Here is a 15,500-nt window from a genome sequence, read left to right on the forward strand (position 1 = left end):
GTTGAACTCTCGGTCTGATATGGGTGTAAGTCCCATCTACCAGACTCAGGTATGACTCCCTATCTGCCTACGATGACCCGACTCGGTTTCGGGAGGTCGAAGCTAGGAACAGGACGCAATCAGACATCTGTTGTGAGATGACACTTGGCGTTAACGGGGAGTTCCCATGGTGAAACAGAGCCTCAAAAAGCAACCTAGTCCAAAGCAGGACACAACAACAACACCTGACTTTACTGGAGCTAATTCCCGCCGCATCTTTTATCAATAGCGGTAAGAGTCCAGGGAATCCAGTGGTTGAATTGGCTACACCTAACGGAACTAACAATCAACCGAGGGAACGAATAAAAACGGGTTGAGGGTCTGAGGGCGGTCGAACCCTAAGTAGGCTGGACGAGCAGCGGAATCCCCTCAATTCGGGTAGGACAGACCGTAACTGGTCTGAGGTGTTCAGAATACACAGATTGGAGCAGAGCATGGTTGGACACAGGGATAACTCTAGTGAATCTTGGAAGACGTTGCCCTGGAAGAAATTCCGGCGTAACCTATTCCGCCTACAAAAACGAGTGTACAAAGCGGTTCAAGTTGGAGACAAGCGCAAAGCAAAGTCCCTACAAAAGCTGATTCTGAAATCAACCGCAGCAAGATTACTGGCTATTCGTCAAGTATCACAGCTAAATGCTGGGAAAAAGACCGCAGGAATTGATGGCAAAAAGTCCCTTACCTTTAAGGAACGCTTTGAGCTTAATGAACTGCTAAAAGCATCCGTTAGCAACTGGAAACACCAGGGGCTAAGAGAAATACCCATCCCCAAAAAGGACGGTACTATGAGGATGTTGAAAATCCCCACTATTGCAGATAGAGCATATCAATGCCTTATCAAATACGCATTAGAACCAGCACACGAGGCAACATTCCACGCTAGGAGTTATGGGTTTAGGACGGGTCGCTCGGCACATGATGCCCAGAAAATCCTTTATCTCAATCTAAACTCCAAAGCCAACGGAATAAATAAACGAGTTATAGAACTCGATATCGAAAAATGCTTCGATAGGATAAACCACACCGCCATAATGGACAGACTCATCGCTCCTTATAGCATAAGACAAGGAATCTTTCGTTGTCTCAAAGCCGGAGTCAACCCAGAGTTTCCTGAACAAGGAACACCTCAAGGCGGGGTAGTAAGTCCACTATTAGCTAACATCGCCTTAAATGGGATTGAAAGTATGCACAGATATCATGAACGTGATTGTGAAATTACTAACAAAACCCCAAGCTACAAGATTGTCGAACCATCTATCCGCTACGCAGATGACATGGTGATAATACTTAGACCTCAAGACGATGCCACAGAAATACTTGACAAAATCAGTCAGTTCCTAGCAGAGCGGGGAATGAAAGTCAGTGAGAAAAAGACCAAGCTAACCGCCGCGACAGATGGGTTTGATTTCCTCGGCTGGCACTTCAAAGTCCAGAAAAACGGGAAGTTTAGATGCGTTCCATCAGTGGACAATTATAAAACTTTTCGCAAGAAAGTAAAATTCATCGTCAACAACTCGAATTATGGTGCTACCACTAAGGCTATAAAACTAGCCCCTGTAGTTAGAGGTTGGAGGAATTACCACCGCTTCTGCAAGATGGATGGGTCGCGTAACTCGCTATACCACATTCATAACAGAGCATTTAGGGTATTCAACAAAGAAACTAAGCAAAATCGCCATACCTGCACAGAATTGATAGGTATAGCGTTTCCATCAGTTCCTTACTCCGAAAACAAACACATCAATGTCAAAGGTGGAAAATCGCCTTATGACGGAGACTTGAGTTATTGGAGCGAGCGTAATAGTAAGCTCTATAACAATATTACCTCTAAAGCCCTTAAACGGCAAAGCCATAAATGTGGTCATTGTGGACTAAAAATGCTCAGTGATGAAAAGGTACATTTGCACCATGTAGATGGAAACCACGAAAACTGGAAAATAAAGAACCTTACAGCAATTCACGAAAGCTGCCACGATTACATACACATGAGCAAACGCGAAAGCTAAGAACATCGGGAGCCGGATGCCGTGAAAATGGCACGTCCAGATTTAACAGAGAGGGGCGGGAAATAATATTCCCCCTCGACTCTACCAATCATCCGACAAGTGTCAACAAATAATAAGAAATGTAAAATTTAATGCCTTGAATGCCATAAAGGTCAAAAATCCACAGTTTAAAAATGGGAAAGCTGTAAAAGTTTATGCCAGAATTCAAGTAGCGTTAGTTTGACACTCCCCGTGTCTGTAGACCGGGGAGTGTCAATAAACAGAACTACCAGAAATATTCGCCGAACACTAGATTTAGTGAAATTAGTGGTTTTGTTGATAATTGTTTACAGGTTGCCAAATTATGGTAGAATAGTGTACTGTTGTTGAAGTGAAGTCATAAATCAATGACTAAACTAAAACTGCAGGGTTAAAATCCAAGTAAATAAGCGCCTTTGGCCGATTGGGGAGGCAACGAACTCATAATTCGTCTTCAGGCTGGTTCGATTCCAGCAGGGCGCACTTTGCAAAATCCTAACTATAATAAATCACGTTTTTCAGGTTTTTGCCTGTTAATTGCCCATTCTATCTGTCGTAAAATCCCCCTTAACATTCTCACTTCCGCAGTTTGTGGATAAGCACGATTATACAGGTAGCGGAATTTTTCCATGCGACTAGCTGCGGTATGAGGATAAAGATAACCAATAGACAGCAATAAAGATTCCAATTGTTGATAGTATGCTTCTATCGCATCTAACGGGGCAATTTCTGAAACAGGTATATTCTCATCTATAAATAATTCTGTAGATTGTGACAATTCATAACAACAAATAGAAACCGCAGTAGCTAAATTCAAAGATGGATATTCTGGATTAGTGGGAATAAAAACTAATTTATGGGCATAATTTAATTCTTCATTAGTTAATCCCCTATCTTCCCTGCCAAAAATTAAAGCTACAGGCTTTTCTGCTGCTGCTAATAACCAGGGTAAAGCGGTGCGAGGGGTTTCTAGAGGAATTTCTCCACTGTAGTCCCGTCCCATGGTTGCAATGGCACGGACACAGCCCTGTAATGCTGCTGGTAATGTATCTACTATGATCGCAGATTCTAAAATGTCTTTGCCACGAACTGCCATTTTTATAGCATCCGAGGATGTGCGATCGCATTGAGGATTGACTAATATTAATTTAGATAAGCCAAAATTTTTCATAACTCTGGCCACTGAACCTATATTCAATGGTCCGGCTGGTTCTACTAATACGATAATTACGTTATGGCAACTGGGTTGTATATTAAAACTTTCTATCATACTTATTTACTTTTACTGGCTCTAATCATCATAATTCAACATTTAATGCATTCATTATCTATATGCAAAACTAGTGGTTTAAGTAAAAAAATATCAAATACTAGAACTTATGCACAATATTCAAAAGTTAAAAAACCTTGGCAAAACTTGTAAAAATATCAAGTCCTGCCAAGGTATTTAATTACAAGTAATTACTATTAAATGCTGGCTTTAATTAAACCAGGACAAACTGATTAGGATTAGCCACACTCAAAGCGCTCGCTTGAATACCAGTTAAAGTGGCTAAAGTTTGACCACCAAAGATAACCGCAGTATCAGCACCAACTTGAGTCAAAGTTAGATTGGCGGTAGTGATGCCTAAGCTCTTAGCGCCAGAAATACCAATTACATCAGTACCAATTTGGAAATCTAGAATGGTGTTAGTAGCTTTGGTTAATTCACCAAAAACAATCCAAAATTGGTCAGCGCCAGCACCACCAGATAGGGTGTGACCACCACCAAGACCAATTTCAAAGGTATCATTACCATCACCACCCAAGGCACGACCATTAGAACCATTACCCAGGAAGAACAGATCATTACCAGCGCCACCAGAGGCACGGAAATTACTGGCTTCATCTCCAAAGAATGTGTCATTGCCATCACTACCAAAAGCGCGATCGCCATTGGCTAAAAACACGGTATCACCACCACTACCAGCATCAATAATGTTATTGCCGGCAAGAGCGCCCGCAGCCGCACTATCAATCTCATCATTACCAGCACCACTAAACACGACATCATTAATACCACCAAAGCCAGGAGTTTGCTTGGCTACAATTGTATCGGCATTAGGTGTACCAGCATGGAATTGTGTATCCTGAATCAAATTGGCATTAGGCGCGATTAAGAACGATAACTGACCACCTTCTACCAGGTTTTCTTGTCTAGTTCTTGTACCATCACCGTTGCCATCAATATTGGTTGCAGTGATAATTGTGCCATCACGAAGGCTATGAGCCTGAACATCAAAGATAAACTGTGTACCAGGAGCATTACCAAACAGAGTAGAAACATCCAGGATACCTGAGGTTTCCCAGTTACCGATATCAGTTGGGCTAGGGTCAGTTTGACCAGAAGGGACAGCAGACCGATCTATTTGACCAATTCGGGTCAGGGTTGAAGAAGGGTTAGCAACTGAAGGATCAATTCTCCAAATAGATGCTTCTTCCTTCGATGTTCCCGCAAAAATAGCTGCTGTAGCTGCCCGATCTTCGTTAAAGTAGATTTTGCCATCATCAGCCCAGTCAAGGTTATCAGGGTTACGGAGACTGGCATCTTTGGTTAAGTTACCATCAAAGAGAATGTCTATTTTGGCTGAGATGTCACCAGTATTGATATTATTGAAGTCAATATCAATCTTATAGGTCGTTCCATAGGTATCTACACCATCAAATATAGTTTCACGTCCTGTGGAAGCTAGGACTACTTGTGTACCGTCTTTAGGGTTGGTAGATACATCTTCAGGACGAGAAAACAAGAATGCTTTGACATCTGCGGCTAATTTATCTTGCTGTGCTTGGGTGGCAAAGCCTTGAGCATCATAACCAAGTTCATTTTGAATGCTTGTATCTGAGTCTTGTCCATCAACAGCAGTATTAGCAAGAGCAGGGTCATAATATTTGATCTCTACAAACTTACCAACGGTAGAGTTGTTTGTACCTTTGAATTCTCTAGGATCAGCTTCGATCGGATCAGTAGCATTACTGGGGTCATCAGCAACCCAAACATAGAGCTTACCTTGTCCAAGTCCATTCCGGTCTAAGAAACTACCATCATTCTTGGCATTTTTGTCACCAATATAGAGAATCAGAGGTGCAGGTCCGCGATCATCACCAATTAAAAAAGCAACTTTGTCAGTGCGGCCTGTGTTCAACTCAGTGACGTTTTCCCATGCAGCCCGACCAAACCAAGGAAGAGTATATAAGACATTGGTTTTGGTATCTAAAGCAAATTGTGTCCCACCATAGGTTTCTTCACCAGAGAAGAAAATACGATCAGCTAAACCAATACCCGCACCAAACTGGTTGGCTTCAAACAAAGCAGCGGAACAAAAACGTTGAATACCACCAAATTCTAAATCAGTAGCAGCATCAACAACTTCACCCTTGCGGTTGATGATGGTGTCATGGGCTAATCCAGCATTGACAATTTGCAATGTCCGCTTGTCAACATCGAAATAGTTAACTCTTGCACCGGGGAGTTGAGTACCGTTTTTCAGGGTGTACTTATAACCATCAGTAGCCGCTACCTCATTAACAACTAATACACGAACAGTTGTATCGTTGAGTGAGTAAGCGCCAATACCGTCAAGAATCCCAGGAGCAACATAGTTCCCAATTTTGTCACCAACTGTAAAAATAGGGTCAACGGTGTAACCATTTAATCCTTTTACTTGAGACGGTTGGGTTGTATCGAATGGTGTGTTAGCCATAAAATCTCTCAGTTTTCTTTGTAATGCTTACTGAATCAATGCTTGGTAAATTTAGGAGAACCTATACTTACCGAATATGAATATTACCTTTCAGTAGAATCTCACGCAGAGGTTAAGAAGGCACTATGATTTGGCTATTTCTTGATTAAAAATCCTGCTAAAAGTTAATTTTTGATTAATTAAAGATTATCTATTTATAGGTACTATGCCAATATTAAAACTAATACATACCCGATCTTCATCACTCATATTCATTTCCACACCATGTAACAGCCAACTGGGAAATATTAACATCGTCCCTTCACGAGCTTTATAAGTGATTTTGGGGAAAGTCCAGAGATTAAACTCTATAGATGGTGGTACGATCATTTGTGAAGCTGGTCGCGGATCAGAGAAAAATATGCCACCACAATTTTCAGGAGTTTTCAGATAATAAACTCCACTTAAAATTGAGTTGGGATGATTATGTACAGAGTTGGAGGCAAGTTTACGATTAATAATTGCCCAACAAGTTGTAATTTTGAGACTAAACTTTTGTAAGTCCCATTGTAAAAATGTGGCAACTTCTAAGACATTTTGATTAATGATTTGTGTAAGGTTGTCAAAACTATCCATTTCATGCAATTTATCCCCACTATGCCATCCTAATATATTTGACCATTTCTCACCCTGACTATCCCGACGTTCTTCCCCATAGATGGTTTCTAAGAGTGGAGGATTTAATTGCTGATAATTTTCTAGGGAAAAATGCCAAACAGACGTGGGAAACCAATCATTTCTAGAACCAGCCATAATTTTGATTTACGTTGATAGTGATTTATGAATTTTGTAGTTTGGCAGAAAACATGGACAACTAAAAATAAAAAAAAGCTGAAGTCCTGTTAAGCTCAATAGGTAACTTTCCTGCACTGAACTGTTTTATGCACCTACCTTCCTTTCTATGGTTATGGAAAATAGCCGCTTGGTCAATGGGATTATCTTTACTAGTACAGCTTGGCGGAAATAAAGCAACCATATTCAATCGCCAAAAAGCCTACTGTATATTAGTTTTGACTTTTGACTTTTGACTTTTGACTTTTGACTTCCGCCCTGCGGTACTAGCCTATTTATTTTTAGCCATAACTGGTATTTGGATGTTACGGGTCAGAACAAACCCAGAATCTTTCGGTATTCTATTACCTTTGGACAGAATACTCTTGTGTGATATTATCCCTACAAGTTAAATACTCAAGCTGGTAAACTGCAAAGCTGGAGTCTTGATGACAACCACCAGTTTCCAGCCGAGACAATTAAACTGATAAAATTAGCAAATTTAAGTTAACATTAATACTCCGCGCTGATTCCTACAACTGCTATGCTAAATCCCAATCTGGATGAAATCCAGTTGACAAAAGACGACTACGAACGCTATTCCCGCCACTTAATTTTGCCAGAAGTGGGCATGGAAGGGCAAAAACGCCTAAAAGCCGCCAGTGTACTCTGTATCGGTACAGGTGGACTAGGTTCACCATTGCTGTTATATCTTGCAGCAGCAGGTATAGGCAGAATTGGTATTGTTGATTTTGATGTTGTGGACACCTCTAACCTGCAACGTCAGGTTATTCACGGGACATCCTGGGTGGGTAAACCGAAAATCGAATCAGCAAAAAACCGGATTCATGAAATTAACCCCCATTGTCAGGTTGATTTGTATGAAACTCGTTTAAGTTCCGAAAACGCCTTAGATATTATTCGGCCTTACGATATCGTTGTTGATGGCACTGATAACTTCCCAACGCGGTATTTAGTCAACGATGCTTGCGTATTGTTAGATAAACCCAACGTCTACGGTTCTATCTTCCGATTTGAAGGACAAGCAACCGTCTTTAACTATGAAGGTGGACCCAACTATCGTGACTTATATCCCGAACCACCACCACCAGGAATGGTTCCTTCCTGTGCAGAAGGTGGAGTGCTGGGAATTTTACCGGGAATGATTGGGATTATTCAAGCCACAGAAACAGTGAAAATTATTCTGGGGAATGGTACTACCTTGAGTGGTAGACTAGTGCTTTACAACGCCTTGGATATGAAATTCCGGGAGTTGAAACTGCGTCCTAACCCCATCCGTCCAGTTATTGACAAGCTGATAGATTACGAACAATTCTGTGGGATTCCCCAAGCCCAAGCCGAAGAAGCGAAACAGCAAATGGAAGTTCAAGAAATGACTGTGAAGGAATTGAAGGCGTTATTAGATAGTGGTGCAAAGGACTTTGTGCTGCTAGATGTGCGTAATCCTCATGAGTACCAAATTGCTAAAATTCCTGGTTCTGTGTTAGTCCCTTTACCAGATATTGAAAATGGTGATGGTGTGGCTAAGGTGAAGGACTTACTCAATGGACACCGTTTAATTGCTCATTGTAAACTGGGTGGACGTTCGGCGAAAGCCTTGGCTATCCTCAAGGAAGCGGGAATTACTGGCACAAATGTTAAAGGGGGAATTAATGCTTGGAGTCAAGAAGTAGACGCTTCTGTTCCTCAGTATTAATAATTTTGGGCGGGATTGTTGATAATGTTTGGGAAAAACCTCTAACTATCCCCAATCTGATCTCAACAACAAGATACCCGATTTATTGGATGATTCGGGTATCTTTTTATAGTTAATACATGGAAATATAATTTGATTTATGTATCTAATTTATACAAAAAAATCTTTAAAAAATACCAAAATTGTCTATTACTTATACTTCTTTTAAAAAGTAAGATGTCTAAAGTTTGCATAAACTTCATGGAGAATTTAGCTATAGCAGTTTCCAGGTAGGTGAGGTTAATTAACAGAATTGAGGGGTAGAAACAGCTTGATAATTTCTACCCATAACTATCCATATATTACTGTTTGTCCAAGTCTTCAATAAGTTGATCAACAAATTCCCTTAACCGTTGCTGCTGTGTTAGGGACGGTTTTAATTTTTTCTCTGACCCCAGGCAACACCTTAAACTGCAAAGGTGATTTATCGTACGCTACCTGATTTTGTGGTTTAAATTTAATCCGAGGCATTGCCAAATCCTAATATGTCTGATATACTAGATATCATAGCACAACATTGAAGGTCGAGTCAATGCTTTTATCATTCAAAACTGCACTAATTCCAAATAACCGACAGATTACAGCTTTTCGCAAGGCTTCTGGAGTCGCTAGACACGCTTACAACTGGGCAAATGCTCAAATCAAGGATATTTTAGCTGCTCAAAAAGAAGGCGAAAAACTTAAATTACCATCAGCGATTGACTTGCATAAAAAGTTAGTTGCTGAGGTAAAATCTGAGCATATTTGGTATTACGAAGTTAATAAAAATATCCCTCAGAAGGCGTTAGCTGATTTACGCCAGGCTTGGGATAGGTGTTTCAAAAAAACATCAAAACAACCACGATTCAAGAAAAAAGGACAACACGATTCTTTCTATTTAGAATCAGGAACTAAGGCGAAACCAGCGATTAAAAATGATGGTAAAAGAATTAAATTACCGTCAATTGGCTGGGTACGATTAGCCATACCTTTACCGATTACAGTAACTCATAATTGCGTGATTTCTAGACAGGCTGATAAATGGTTTATTTCTGTTAAATACGAAGTTGAAAAACCTCCTATACTTGCAGACGGACCGACCATTGGTGTTGACATTGGTATCAAAGAATTAGCAGTTTGCAGTAATGGTGAAGTATTCGAGAATCCTAAAGCCTACCGCCATAAGAGTAAACGCATGAAACGTTTACAGCGTAGTGTGAGCAGGAAAATTAAAGGCTCTAATAACCGTAAAAAAGCTGTGAGAAAATTAGCTAAATTACACGCCAAAGTTTCTAATATTCGCAAGGATTCTATTCACAAATTAACCTACTATCTAGCTAAAAACCACAGCATAATTAAGATAGAAGATTTGCACGTTAAGGCATTTTTGAAGAACCACAAATTAGCAGGTGCAATTGCAGATTGTGGGATGTATGAATTTAAAAGGCAATTAGAGTACAAAACTGAGAAGTTTGGCAGTGAATTAATCCTTGTGGATAGGTTCTTTCCTAGTTCGCAAATATGCTCTAACTGCGGTAATCATCGTCATAAAATGCCATTAAAAAACCGCGTTTATATTTGTCCTGATTGTGGCTATAAAGCTGACAGGGACTTAAATGCAGCGCGTAATATTGACCGATGGTTTGTGGATATTTTTATCCCTGTAGCGTAGCGGTTCCTTTTAGGAACTACGGTCAGAAACGGTAAGTTCTACCGAGATTGCCTGTAGAGCGGAAAAACCTCTTAGAAGCCATTCTAAGACCGTGATGAAGCAGGAAGTAAACACTAAGGTTATCGCTGTCCAGATGTGTCTAGACTTTGGTAATTTTGGGTAAGTTTTATAGAACGGTAAATTTACTTTCAAAAATACTACTTTTGCAGCATCTATCATCACAGCAAATTGCCAAAACAATCATAAATTCCATTATGGATACGCTTTCCACAAATAATTCCAAGATTCTGATTGTAGATGACGATTCTAGTGTCCGTAACCTGATTCAGCGTTTTTTGAGTCGGAAATATCAAATAGAATCAGCAGCAGATGGTAAAACGGCTCTTGTCTTATTTGAGCAATTTAATCCCGCTTTAGTGATTCTCGACTGGAACTTACCAGATGCAAATGGCTATAAACTTTGCCAAGAAATGCAAAGTCGTACCAATGTGTTAGTCATGATGCTTACCAGTCGCAATGATGAAGCTGATAAAATTAAAGTCTTGGCTGCTGGTGCTGATGATTTTTTAACCAAACCATTTAGTCTAGCTGAGGTAGAAGTTAGGGTAGAAGCCCTATTAAGACGTGTTCGCTATATCCAGTCCAGTGTGTCACAACGCCTCACTTTCAATCAGTTAGCTATTAACTCAGAAGCGCGAGAGGTAACACTCAATAATAAAGCTTTAGCTTTAACTGCTTTGGAGTTTAATATCTTACATTTTCTAGCTACCCACCCTGGACAAGCATGGAGTCGTACCCAACTGATCCAAAAGATTTGGGGTTGTGATTATGTGGGAGATGGACGGGTTGTTGATGTGCATATTGGACAACTTAGGAAGAAAATGGAAGTTGATTCTAGTATGCCGGAGTATATTAAAACGGTACGGGGTTATGGTTATAAGTTTGATCCACCAGACAACACCGCAAGTTAAATTTTGAAAAAAGGGTTGTTGGATAACTGAACAATTTAGTCAAATCTACTAATTAGTTCGGTGATGATATTGAGGCTTGATTAGATGATTAAGGTGATTAATTGGTAGATATTGGAGCTAAAGTCAGTCGGGGAATTGTATCTACTTAGGGCTTGGATAAAATCTTTAGTTTTTCTCTTTTACAGGATATTCTCAGAGTATTTCTCATCTTCTCTGGTTTTGTCCAAACTATCAGTTTAAAAATATCTATGCAAATTACTGTGATGACTTTTAATCTCCGCTATGACAAACCAGATCCTGGGGTGCGTCAGTGGAAAAAGCGTGTAGGGGCAATTGCTTCTTTAATTCAACACTACAAACCGGATTTACTGGGTACACAGGAGGGTAAATCTGATCAACTGGCAGATTTACAAGCACTCTTACCGGAATATAACATTATTGGGGGCGATCGCACTGGTACAGGAAGCGGTGAACATTGTGCAATTTTTTATAATCCCCAATCCTTTAAACTTCAAGAAACACAAGATTTTTACCTCAGTGATACTCCAGAAATTCCTGGTAGTATTACTTGGGGAACTCGTTTACCGCGCATGGCCACTTGGGCTAATTTTGAAGTTAGTCATCTTGGTTTTTCCTTGACTATATTAAATACCCATTTAGATCACGAAAATGCCAAATCTAGGGAGTTAAGTGCAGTCCTAATTAGTCAACGTTTGGCTGAGTTTCCACCTGAAAACTACTTACTGCTAACGGGAGATTTTAACGCCAATCCTCGTACTCCAGAACGGCAAATTTTCCTATCCCCTCTAAGAAATGGTAAAAAATTACAAGATCCTTTAGCTACTCTTCCTCTAGAAAAACAGAAAACTTTTCACGATTTTACGGGTAAAGCCTGGGATGCTATTGATACTATATATTGCGATAGCTGCGCTTTTCAGACAGAACAAGTTATTATTGACCGTGAACAGTGGGAAGGGGTGTGGCCTTCTGACCATTTTCCAGTGATTGTGAAATTAACAATTCTCTAATTTGCATAATTCAAGCTGACTTCACGGTTACGGCTAACTGCAATCCCAAAGCATCAAGTACATTAGTCAAAGAATAAAATTCAATTTCTCCTTTTTCAGCAAGAATTTGGGCAAATCTATCGTAGGATTGCTGTACTGCTACGGAAAAATTATCAATTCCACCCTGAGCCTCAATCACATTTTTGAGTGCTTTATTTAACATAATAGGATCACCTTCTTCTATAACTACCTCAATATAAGCTGCTGCTTCTAGAGGATCTTGTAAGTATTTAATTAGTTTGGCATGATAACTTGTACTTCTAGGCATTGTTTCGACTCCGATAATCTTCCCAATATTCTTTAGCTTTAAGAATATCTTGGACTTGAGTGCTTTTATCACCACCACACAAAAGCAAAATAATTTTTGACCCTTCCTGTCCAAAGTATATCCGGTAGCCTGGTCCATAGTCTATTCTCAGTTCAAATACACCTTCTCCAACGGACTTATAATCCCCTAAATTACCATTTTCAACTCTGTCAAGTCTAGCTGTAATTTTGGCTTTGGCTCTTCTATCTCTTAGAGAATCAAACCAACTATCAAAAGGATCTGTATCATCTACTTTGAGGTAATTTTTAATTTCTCTGGGTTGGATGTTCATGGGCTGATGTTTTACGCTACTACACTCCCAACCTACATCTTTCTGTGTTAGATCCCAAGACTGTTAAGCTCCTACAACCTAGACTCTATACCTCTGCTTCACCAAATCCACCGCCAAATTAATCGCTGCTTTCATACTTGTCGCGTCAGCAATCCCTTTTCCCGCAATATCAAACGCCGTTCCATGATCTGGTGAAGTCCGCACAAATGGTAAACCAATGGTAGTATTTACAGCCCGATCAAAAGCCATCAACTTGACCGGAATTAAACCCTGATCATGATAAAGTGCTAAGTAAGCATCAGCAGGATTTTTGATCACGGAATTACCATACCAAGCTTGACCCGGTTTTACCCACATTGTATCTGGGGGCATGGGTCCTTCTAGCTGTAAATGCGGGCGTTTTTGCCGTTCTGATTCCAACCAGGGAATTAACCAATCTATTTCTTCTGTTCCCAGTTGTCCCATTTCTCCACTGTGGGGATTTAACCCTGCGATCGCAATTCTCCCATTTTTAATGCCAAAATCATTTTCTAAACACTCCACCAATAAATCTAATTTCTTTGTCAACAACTGCGGTGTTAAAGTCGCAGCTACTTGAGATAAAGGAATATGGGTGGTAGCAAGTAAAGCGCGGAGTGTCCAACCGGTAAAAGGCGATCGCCCCACAAACAACATCCCAAACCGCTCAACACCAGCCTTTTCGGCTAAAAGTTCCGTTTGTCCCGGATAGTTGTAACCAGCGGCTTTCCAAGCAGATTTAGCGATAGGTCCGGTGACAATTCCATCAAACTCACCTGCCAAAGTTTGAGATATGGCATATTCCATATAAGCAAAACTCGCTGCCCCACTAGCTGCATTTCCCACACCTGTGATAATTTCACCAGCAATAGGGACATCAACTATAGACAAATCAACCGGATTAGCCAAAGCTAGAGAATTCTCAATATTTTTACTGATATTTTCATAACTTTTAGTTAATAAAGTTCTATTCCCTACCACCATCACATCACAATTTTGAGTAACTTCAGGATCTGCCAAAGCCTTCAAAATCACCTCAGAACCAATACCCGCAGGATCTCCCAGGGTCAGCACCAACCGTGTCCGTTTATCTTTATTAGTCATTATATTGTAGGGGCGGGGAAACCCAGCCCATCTCCGTCTATTCCCAATTATCATCCCTAAATTGGTTTAGAATTATTTATAGAGGTCTAATACTAATAATTCTGACAATACCTTGTCCATTTTTTGTAGGTCGGGTTAAGCGACAGCGCAACCCGACGCTCATGTTGGGTTATGGCTGATGCCTCCGGAGAGCGCAGGGATACGCCACACTTCGTGAACGTACCTCAACCCAACCTACAAATCAAGACTTTTTTCGATTTGGACAAGGTATTGTTCTGATAGACCTAGTTTAACTGAATCCTGAAAGTTGAAAATGAGATTTGAGTCTTCAAATCAAATTCAGCAGTCTGAAAAACAGGAAACATAAATCAACAATCCACAAAGGAGCATTACAGCAAATGGGCGGCGAAATGTTAAATGCAGCGATGCTATCTTTCGGTCTAATCTTCGTAGGTTGGGCAATTGGCGCTTTGTTACTCAAAATTCAAGGCGCAGAAGAATAGAACGGAAGCAGGGGAAGCAGGGGAAGCAGAGGAAGAAAAATTAATTCTTTATCCTGACTCCTGACTCCTGACTCCTGACTCCTGACTGGACACTGAGCGAAGTCGAAGTGCTGACTCCTATCTTTTATTAAAAAGATGTAAAATTTTATTTAGATAACTAAATTCTGTTAAGATTCTTTTCATAAACATTAAGATATATAACCAACCCCATGACATTATTAATAGTTGGTGCAACTGGCACTTTGGGAAGACAAGTGGCTCGTCGCGCAATTGATGAAGGGTATAAAGTCCGCTGTCTGGTTCGGAGTCCTAAAAAAGCTGCTTTTCTCAAAGAATGGGGTGCAGAACTGGTACGGGGAAACTTGTGTAATCCACAAACCCTGACAGAAGCATTAACAGGTGTAACCGCAGTTATTGATGCTGCTACATCTCGCGCCACAGATTCACTAACTATTAAAGAAGTGGATTGGGATGGCAAAGTAGCATTAATTCAAGCCGCTAAAGCTGCTGGTGTAGAAAGATTTATCTTCTTTTCAATTTTAGATGCTGATAAATACCCCAATGTACCGCTGATGGAAATTAAGCGATGTACAGAAGCATATTTAGCAGAGTCAGGTTTAAACTACACAGTTTTACGTTTAGCTGGATTTATGCAAGGGTTAATTGGTCAGTACGGCATACCTATTTTAGAAAAACAACCAGTATGGGTAACAGGAACATCCTCACCTATTGGCTATATGGATACGCAGGATATTGCTAAATTCGCGGTGCGGGCTTTGACTGTGACAGAAACAGAAAAGCAAGCTTTCCCAGTCGTGGGAACTCGTGCTTGGAGTGCTGAGGAAATTATTAATCTTTGTGAACGCTTATCTGATAGAGACGCAAAAGTTACACGAATGCCTATCAGTTTGTTACGGGCTGTCCAAAATTTACTGCGCTGCTTTCAATGGGGATGGAATGTTGCTGATAGATTAGCTTTTACAGAAGTTTTAGCTGGTGGTAAAGCTCTAAACTCAGAAAATATGGACGAAGTATATACTGTTTTTGGTTTAGACAAACAAGAAACTACCACCTTAGAAGCATATCTACAAGAATACTTCAGTCGGATTATGAATAAGCTGAAACAGTTAGATTACGAAAAAGCCAAAAGTAAAAAGCTTAAAAGTAAAAAGACTCCCTTTAAACAATCCTCCAAAGCCAATAGTCAATAAATGT

The 15,500-nt window shown here is 40.2% G+C and carries 14 protein-coding genes, 1 tRNA gene and 1 pseudogene; 9 read left to right on the forward strand and 7 right to left on the reverse strand.

Annotation, left to right across the window (positions count from 1 at the left end; genetic code table 11):
• Positions 1 to 473 precede the first annotated feature (473 nt).
• On the forward strand, positions 474 to 2,045 hold the full coding sequence (locus tag HGD76_RS04880; RefSeq protein ID WP_168695129.1) for a group II intron reverse transcriptase/maturase: 1,572 nt from the start codon (positions 474 to 476) through the stop codon (positions 2,043 to 2,045).
• 428 nt (positions 2,046 to 2,473) lie between these two features.
• Positions 2,474 to 2,546 (forward strand) — tRNA-Ile (locus tag HGD76_RS04885).
• 16 nt (positions 2,547 to 2,562) lie between these two features.
• On the opposite strand, the gene HGD76_RS04890 is transcribed toward HGD76_RS04885, so the two are convergent.
• From HGD76_RS04890 to HGD76_RS04900, 3 genes are all read right to left on the reverse strand, one after another.
• Positions 2,563 to 3,333 (reverse strand): RNA methyltransferase, encoded by a 771-nt coding sequence (locus HGD76_RS04890; protein ID WP_168695130.1) that lies wholly within the window; start codon positions 3,331 to 3,333, stop codon positions 2,563 to 2,565.
• A 214-nt stretch (positions 3,334 to 3,547) separates the two neighbouring features.
• Positions 3,548 to 5,806 carry a calcium-binding protein gene (locus HGD76_RS04895; RefSeq protein WP_168695131.1) on the reverse strand — a complete coding sequence of 753 codons (2,259 nt, stop codon included), beginning with the start codon at positions 5,804 to 5,806 and terminating at the stop codon, positions 3,548 to 3,550.
• A 186-nt stretch (positions 5,807 to 5,992) separates the two neighbouring features.
• Positions 5,993 to 6,598 carry a TIGR02466 family protein gene (locus HGD76_RS04900; protein WP_168695132.1) on the reverse strand — a complete coding sequence of 202 codons (606 nt, stop codon included), beginning with the start codon at positions 6,596 to 6,598 and terminating at the stop codon, positions 5,993 to 5,995.
• 128 nt (positions 6,599 to 6,726) lie between these two features.
• Here HGD76_RS04900 and HGD76_RS04905 point away from each other — a divergent pair.
• Together HGD76_RS04905 and moeB are read left to right on the forward strand one after the other, a co-directional pair.
• Positions 6,727 to 6,792: pseudogene (locus HGD76_RS04905) on the forward strand (DUF4079 domain-containing protein); the annotation flags it as partial.
• Positions 6,793 to 7,160: 368 nt separating this feature from the next.
• On the forward strand, positions 7,161 to 8,333 hold the full coding sequence (gene moeB, locus HGD76_RS04910; protein WP_148763290.1) for a molybdopterin-synthase adenylyltransferase MoeB: 1,173 nt from the start codon (positions 7,161 to 7,163) through the stop codon (positions 8,331 to 8,333).
• A gap of 372 nt (positions 8,334 to 8,705) precedes the next feature.
• Here the strand turns inward: moeB and HGD76_RS04915 are convergent, their stop codons facing one another.
• Positions 8,706 to 8,843 carry a hypothetical protein gene (locus HGD76_RS04915; RefSeq protein ID WP_168694530.1) on the reverse strand — a complete coding sequence of 46 codons (138 nt, stop codon included), beginning with the start codon at positions 8,841 to 8,843 and terminating at the stop codon, positions 8,706 to 8,708.
• Positions 8,844 to 8,904: 61 nt separating this feature from the next.
• On the opposite strand from HGD76_RS04915, the gene HGD76_RS04920 reads away from it, so the two are divergent.
• From HGD76_RS04920 to HGD76_RS04930, 3 genes are all read left to right on the forward strand, one after another.
• Entirely contained in the window at positions 8,905 to 10,023 is a 1,119-nt protein-coding gene (locus HGD76_RS04920; protein WP_210967724.1) for an RNA-guided endonuclease InsQ/TnpB family protein, read from the forward strand.
• A 254-nt stretch (positions 10,024 to 10,277) separates the two neighbouring features.
• Positions 10,278 to 10,994, forward strand: coding sequence for a response regulator transcription factor (locus tag HGD76_RS04925; protein ID WP_168634538.1), 717 nt, complete (start codon positions 10,278 to 10,280; stop codon positions 10,992 to 10,994).
• 152 nt (positions 10,995 to 11,146) lie between these two features.
• A complete protein-coding gene (locus HGD76_RS04930) occupies positions 11,147 to 12,022 on the forward strand; it encodes an endonuclease/exonuclease/phosphatase family protein (RefSeq protein WP_233467044.1) in 876 nt (291 codons plus the stop codon).
• Positions 12,023 to 12,032: 10 nt separating this feature from the next.
• Here HGD76_RS04930 and HGD76_RS04935 read toward each other — a convergent pair whose 3' ends face one another.
• From HGD76_RS04935 to pdxA, 3 genes are all read right to left on the reverse strand, one after another.
• Positions 12,033 to 12,329, reverse strand: coding sequence for a helix-turn-helix domain-containing transcriptional regulator (locus HGD76_RS04935; protein WP_168634540.1), 297 nt, complete (start codon positions 12,327 to 12,329; stop codon positions 12,033 to 12,035).
• A complete protein-coding gene (locus tag HGD76_RS04940) occupies positions 12,322 to 12,660 on the reverse strand; it encodes a type II toxin-antitoxin system RelE/ParE family toxin (RefSeq protein ID WP_168695133.1) in 339 nt (112 codons plus the stop codon). Before HGD76_RS04940 ends, HGD76_RS04935 begins: the two co-directional genes overlap by 8 nt.
• Positions 12,661 to 12,738: 78 nt before the next feature.
• The gene (gene pdxA / locus HGD76_RS04945) at positions 12,739 to 13,782 is read right to left on the reverse strand and encodes a 4-hydroxythreonine-4-phosphate dehydrogenase PdxA (protein WP_168695134.1); all 1,044 of its coding nucleotides are present in this window, start codon (positions 13,780 to 13,782) and stop codon (positions 12,739 to 12,741) included.
• 398 nt (positions 13,783 to 14,180) lie between these two features.
• Here pdxA and petM point away from each other — a divergent pair, with 398 nt between their 5' ends.
• Positions 14,181 to 14,285 (forward strand): cytochrome b6-f complex subunit PetM, encoded by a 105-nt coding sequence (gene petM / locus HGD76_RS04950; protein WP_015078782.1) that lies wholly within the window; start codon positions 14,181 to 14,183, stop codon positions 14,283 to 14,285.
• A 209-nt stretch (positions 14,286 to 14,494) separates the two neighbouring features.
• Positions 14,495 to 15,496 carry an SDR family oxidoreductase gene (locus HGD76_RS04955; protein ID WP_015078783.1) on the forward strand — a complete coding sequence of 334 codons (1,002 nt, stop codon included), beginning with the start codon at positions 14,495 to 14,497 and terminating at the stop codon, positions 15,494 to 15,496.
• Positions 15,497 to 15,500 lie beyond the last annotated feature (4 nt).

The sequence above is a fragment of the Dolichospermum flos-aquae CCAP 1403/13F genome, assembly GCF_012516395.1.
In the GTDB taxonomy this organism is placed as follows: Bacteria; Cyanobacteriota; Cyanobacteriia; order Cyanobacteriales; family Nostocaceae; genus Dolichospermum; species Dolichospermum lemmermannii.

Excerpts from the sequence above, each read along its gene's own strand:
- HGD76_RS04920 (WP_210967724.1), top strand. The coding sequence starts at position 8,905 with ATGCTTTTATCATTCAAAACTGCACTAATTCCAAATAACCGACAGATT.
- HGD76_RS04955 (WP_015078783.1), top strand. The coding sequence starts at position 14,495 with ATGACATTATTAATAGTTGGTGCAACTGGCACTTTGGGAAGACAAGTG.
- HGD76_RS04890 (WP_168695130.1), bottom strand. The coding sequence starts at position 3,333 with ATGATAGAAAGTTTTAATATACAACCCAGTTGCCATAACGTAATTATC.
- HGD76_RS04880 (WP_168695129.1), top strand. The coding sequence starts at position 474 with ATGGTTGGACACAGGGATAACTCTAGTGAATCTTGGAAGACGTTGCCC.
- HGD76_RS04940 (WP_168695133.1), bottom strand. The coding sequence starts at position 12,660 with ATGAACATCCAACCCAGAGAAATTAAAAATTACCTCAAAGTAGATGAT.
- petM (WP_015078782.1), top strand. The coding sequence starts at position 14,181 with ATGGGCGGCGAAATGTTAAATGCAGCGATGCTATCTTTCGGTCTAATC.
- moeB (WP_148763290.1), top strand. The coding sequence starts at position 7,161 with ATGCTAAATCCCAATCTGGATGAAATCCAGTTGACAAAAGACGACTAC.
- HGD76_RS04895 (WP_168695131.1), bottom strand. The coding sequence starts at position 5,806 with ATGGCTAACACACCATTCGATACAACCCAACCGTCTCAAGTAAAAGGA.
- HGD76_RS04925 (WP_168634538.1), top strand. The coding sequence starts at position 10,278 with ATGGATACGCTTTCCACAAATAATTCCAAGATTCTGATTGTAGATGAC.
- HGD76_RS04915 (WP_168694530.1), bottom strand. The coding sequence starts at position 8,843 with ATGCCTCGGATTAAATTTAAACCACAAAATCAGGTAGCGTACGATAAA.
- pdxA (WP_168695134.1), bottom strand. The coding sequence starts at position 13,782 with ATGACTAATAAAGATAAACGGACACGGTTGGTGCTGACCCTGGGAGAT.
- HGD76_RS04935 (WP_168634540.1), bottom strand. The coding sequence starts at position 12,329 with ATGCCTAGAAGTACAAGTTATCATGCCAAACTAATTAAATACTTACAA.
- HGD76_RS04900 (WP_168695132.1), bottom strand. The coding sequence starts at position 6,598 with ATGGCTGGTTCTAGAAATGATTGGTTTCCCACGTCTGTTTGGCATTTT.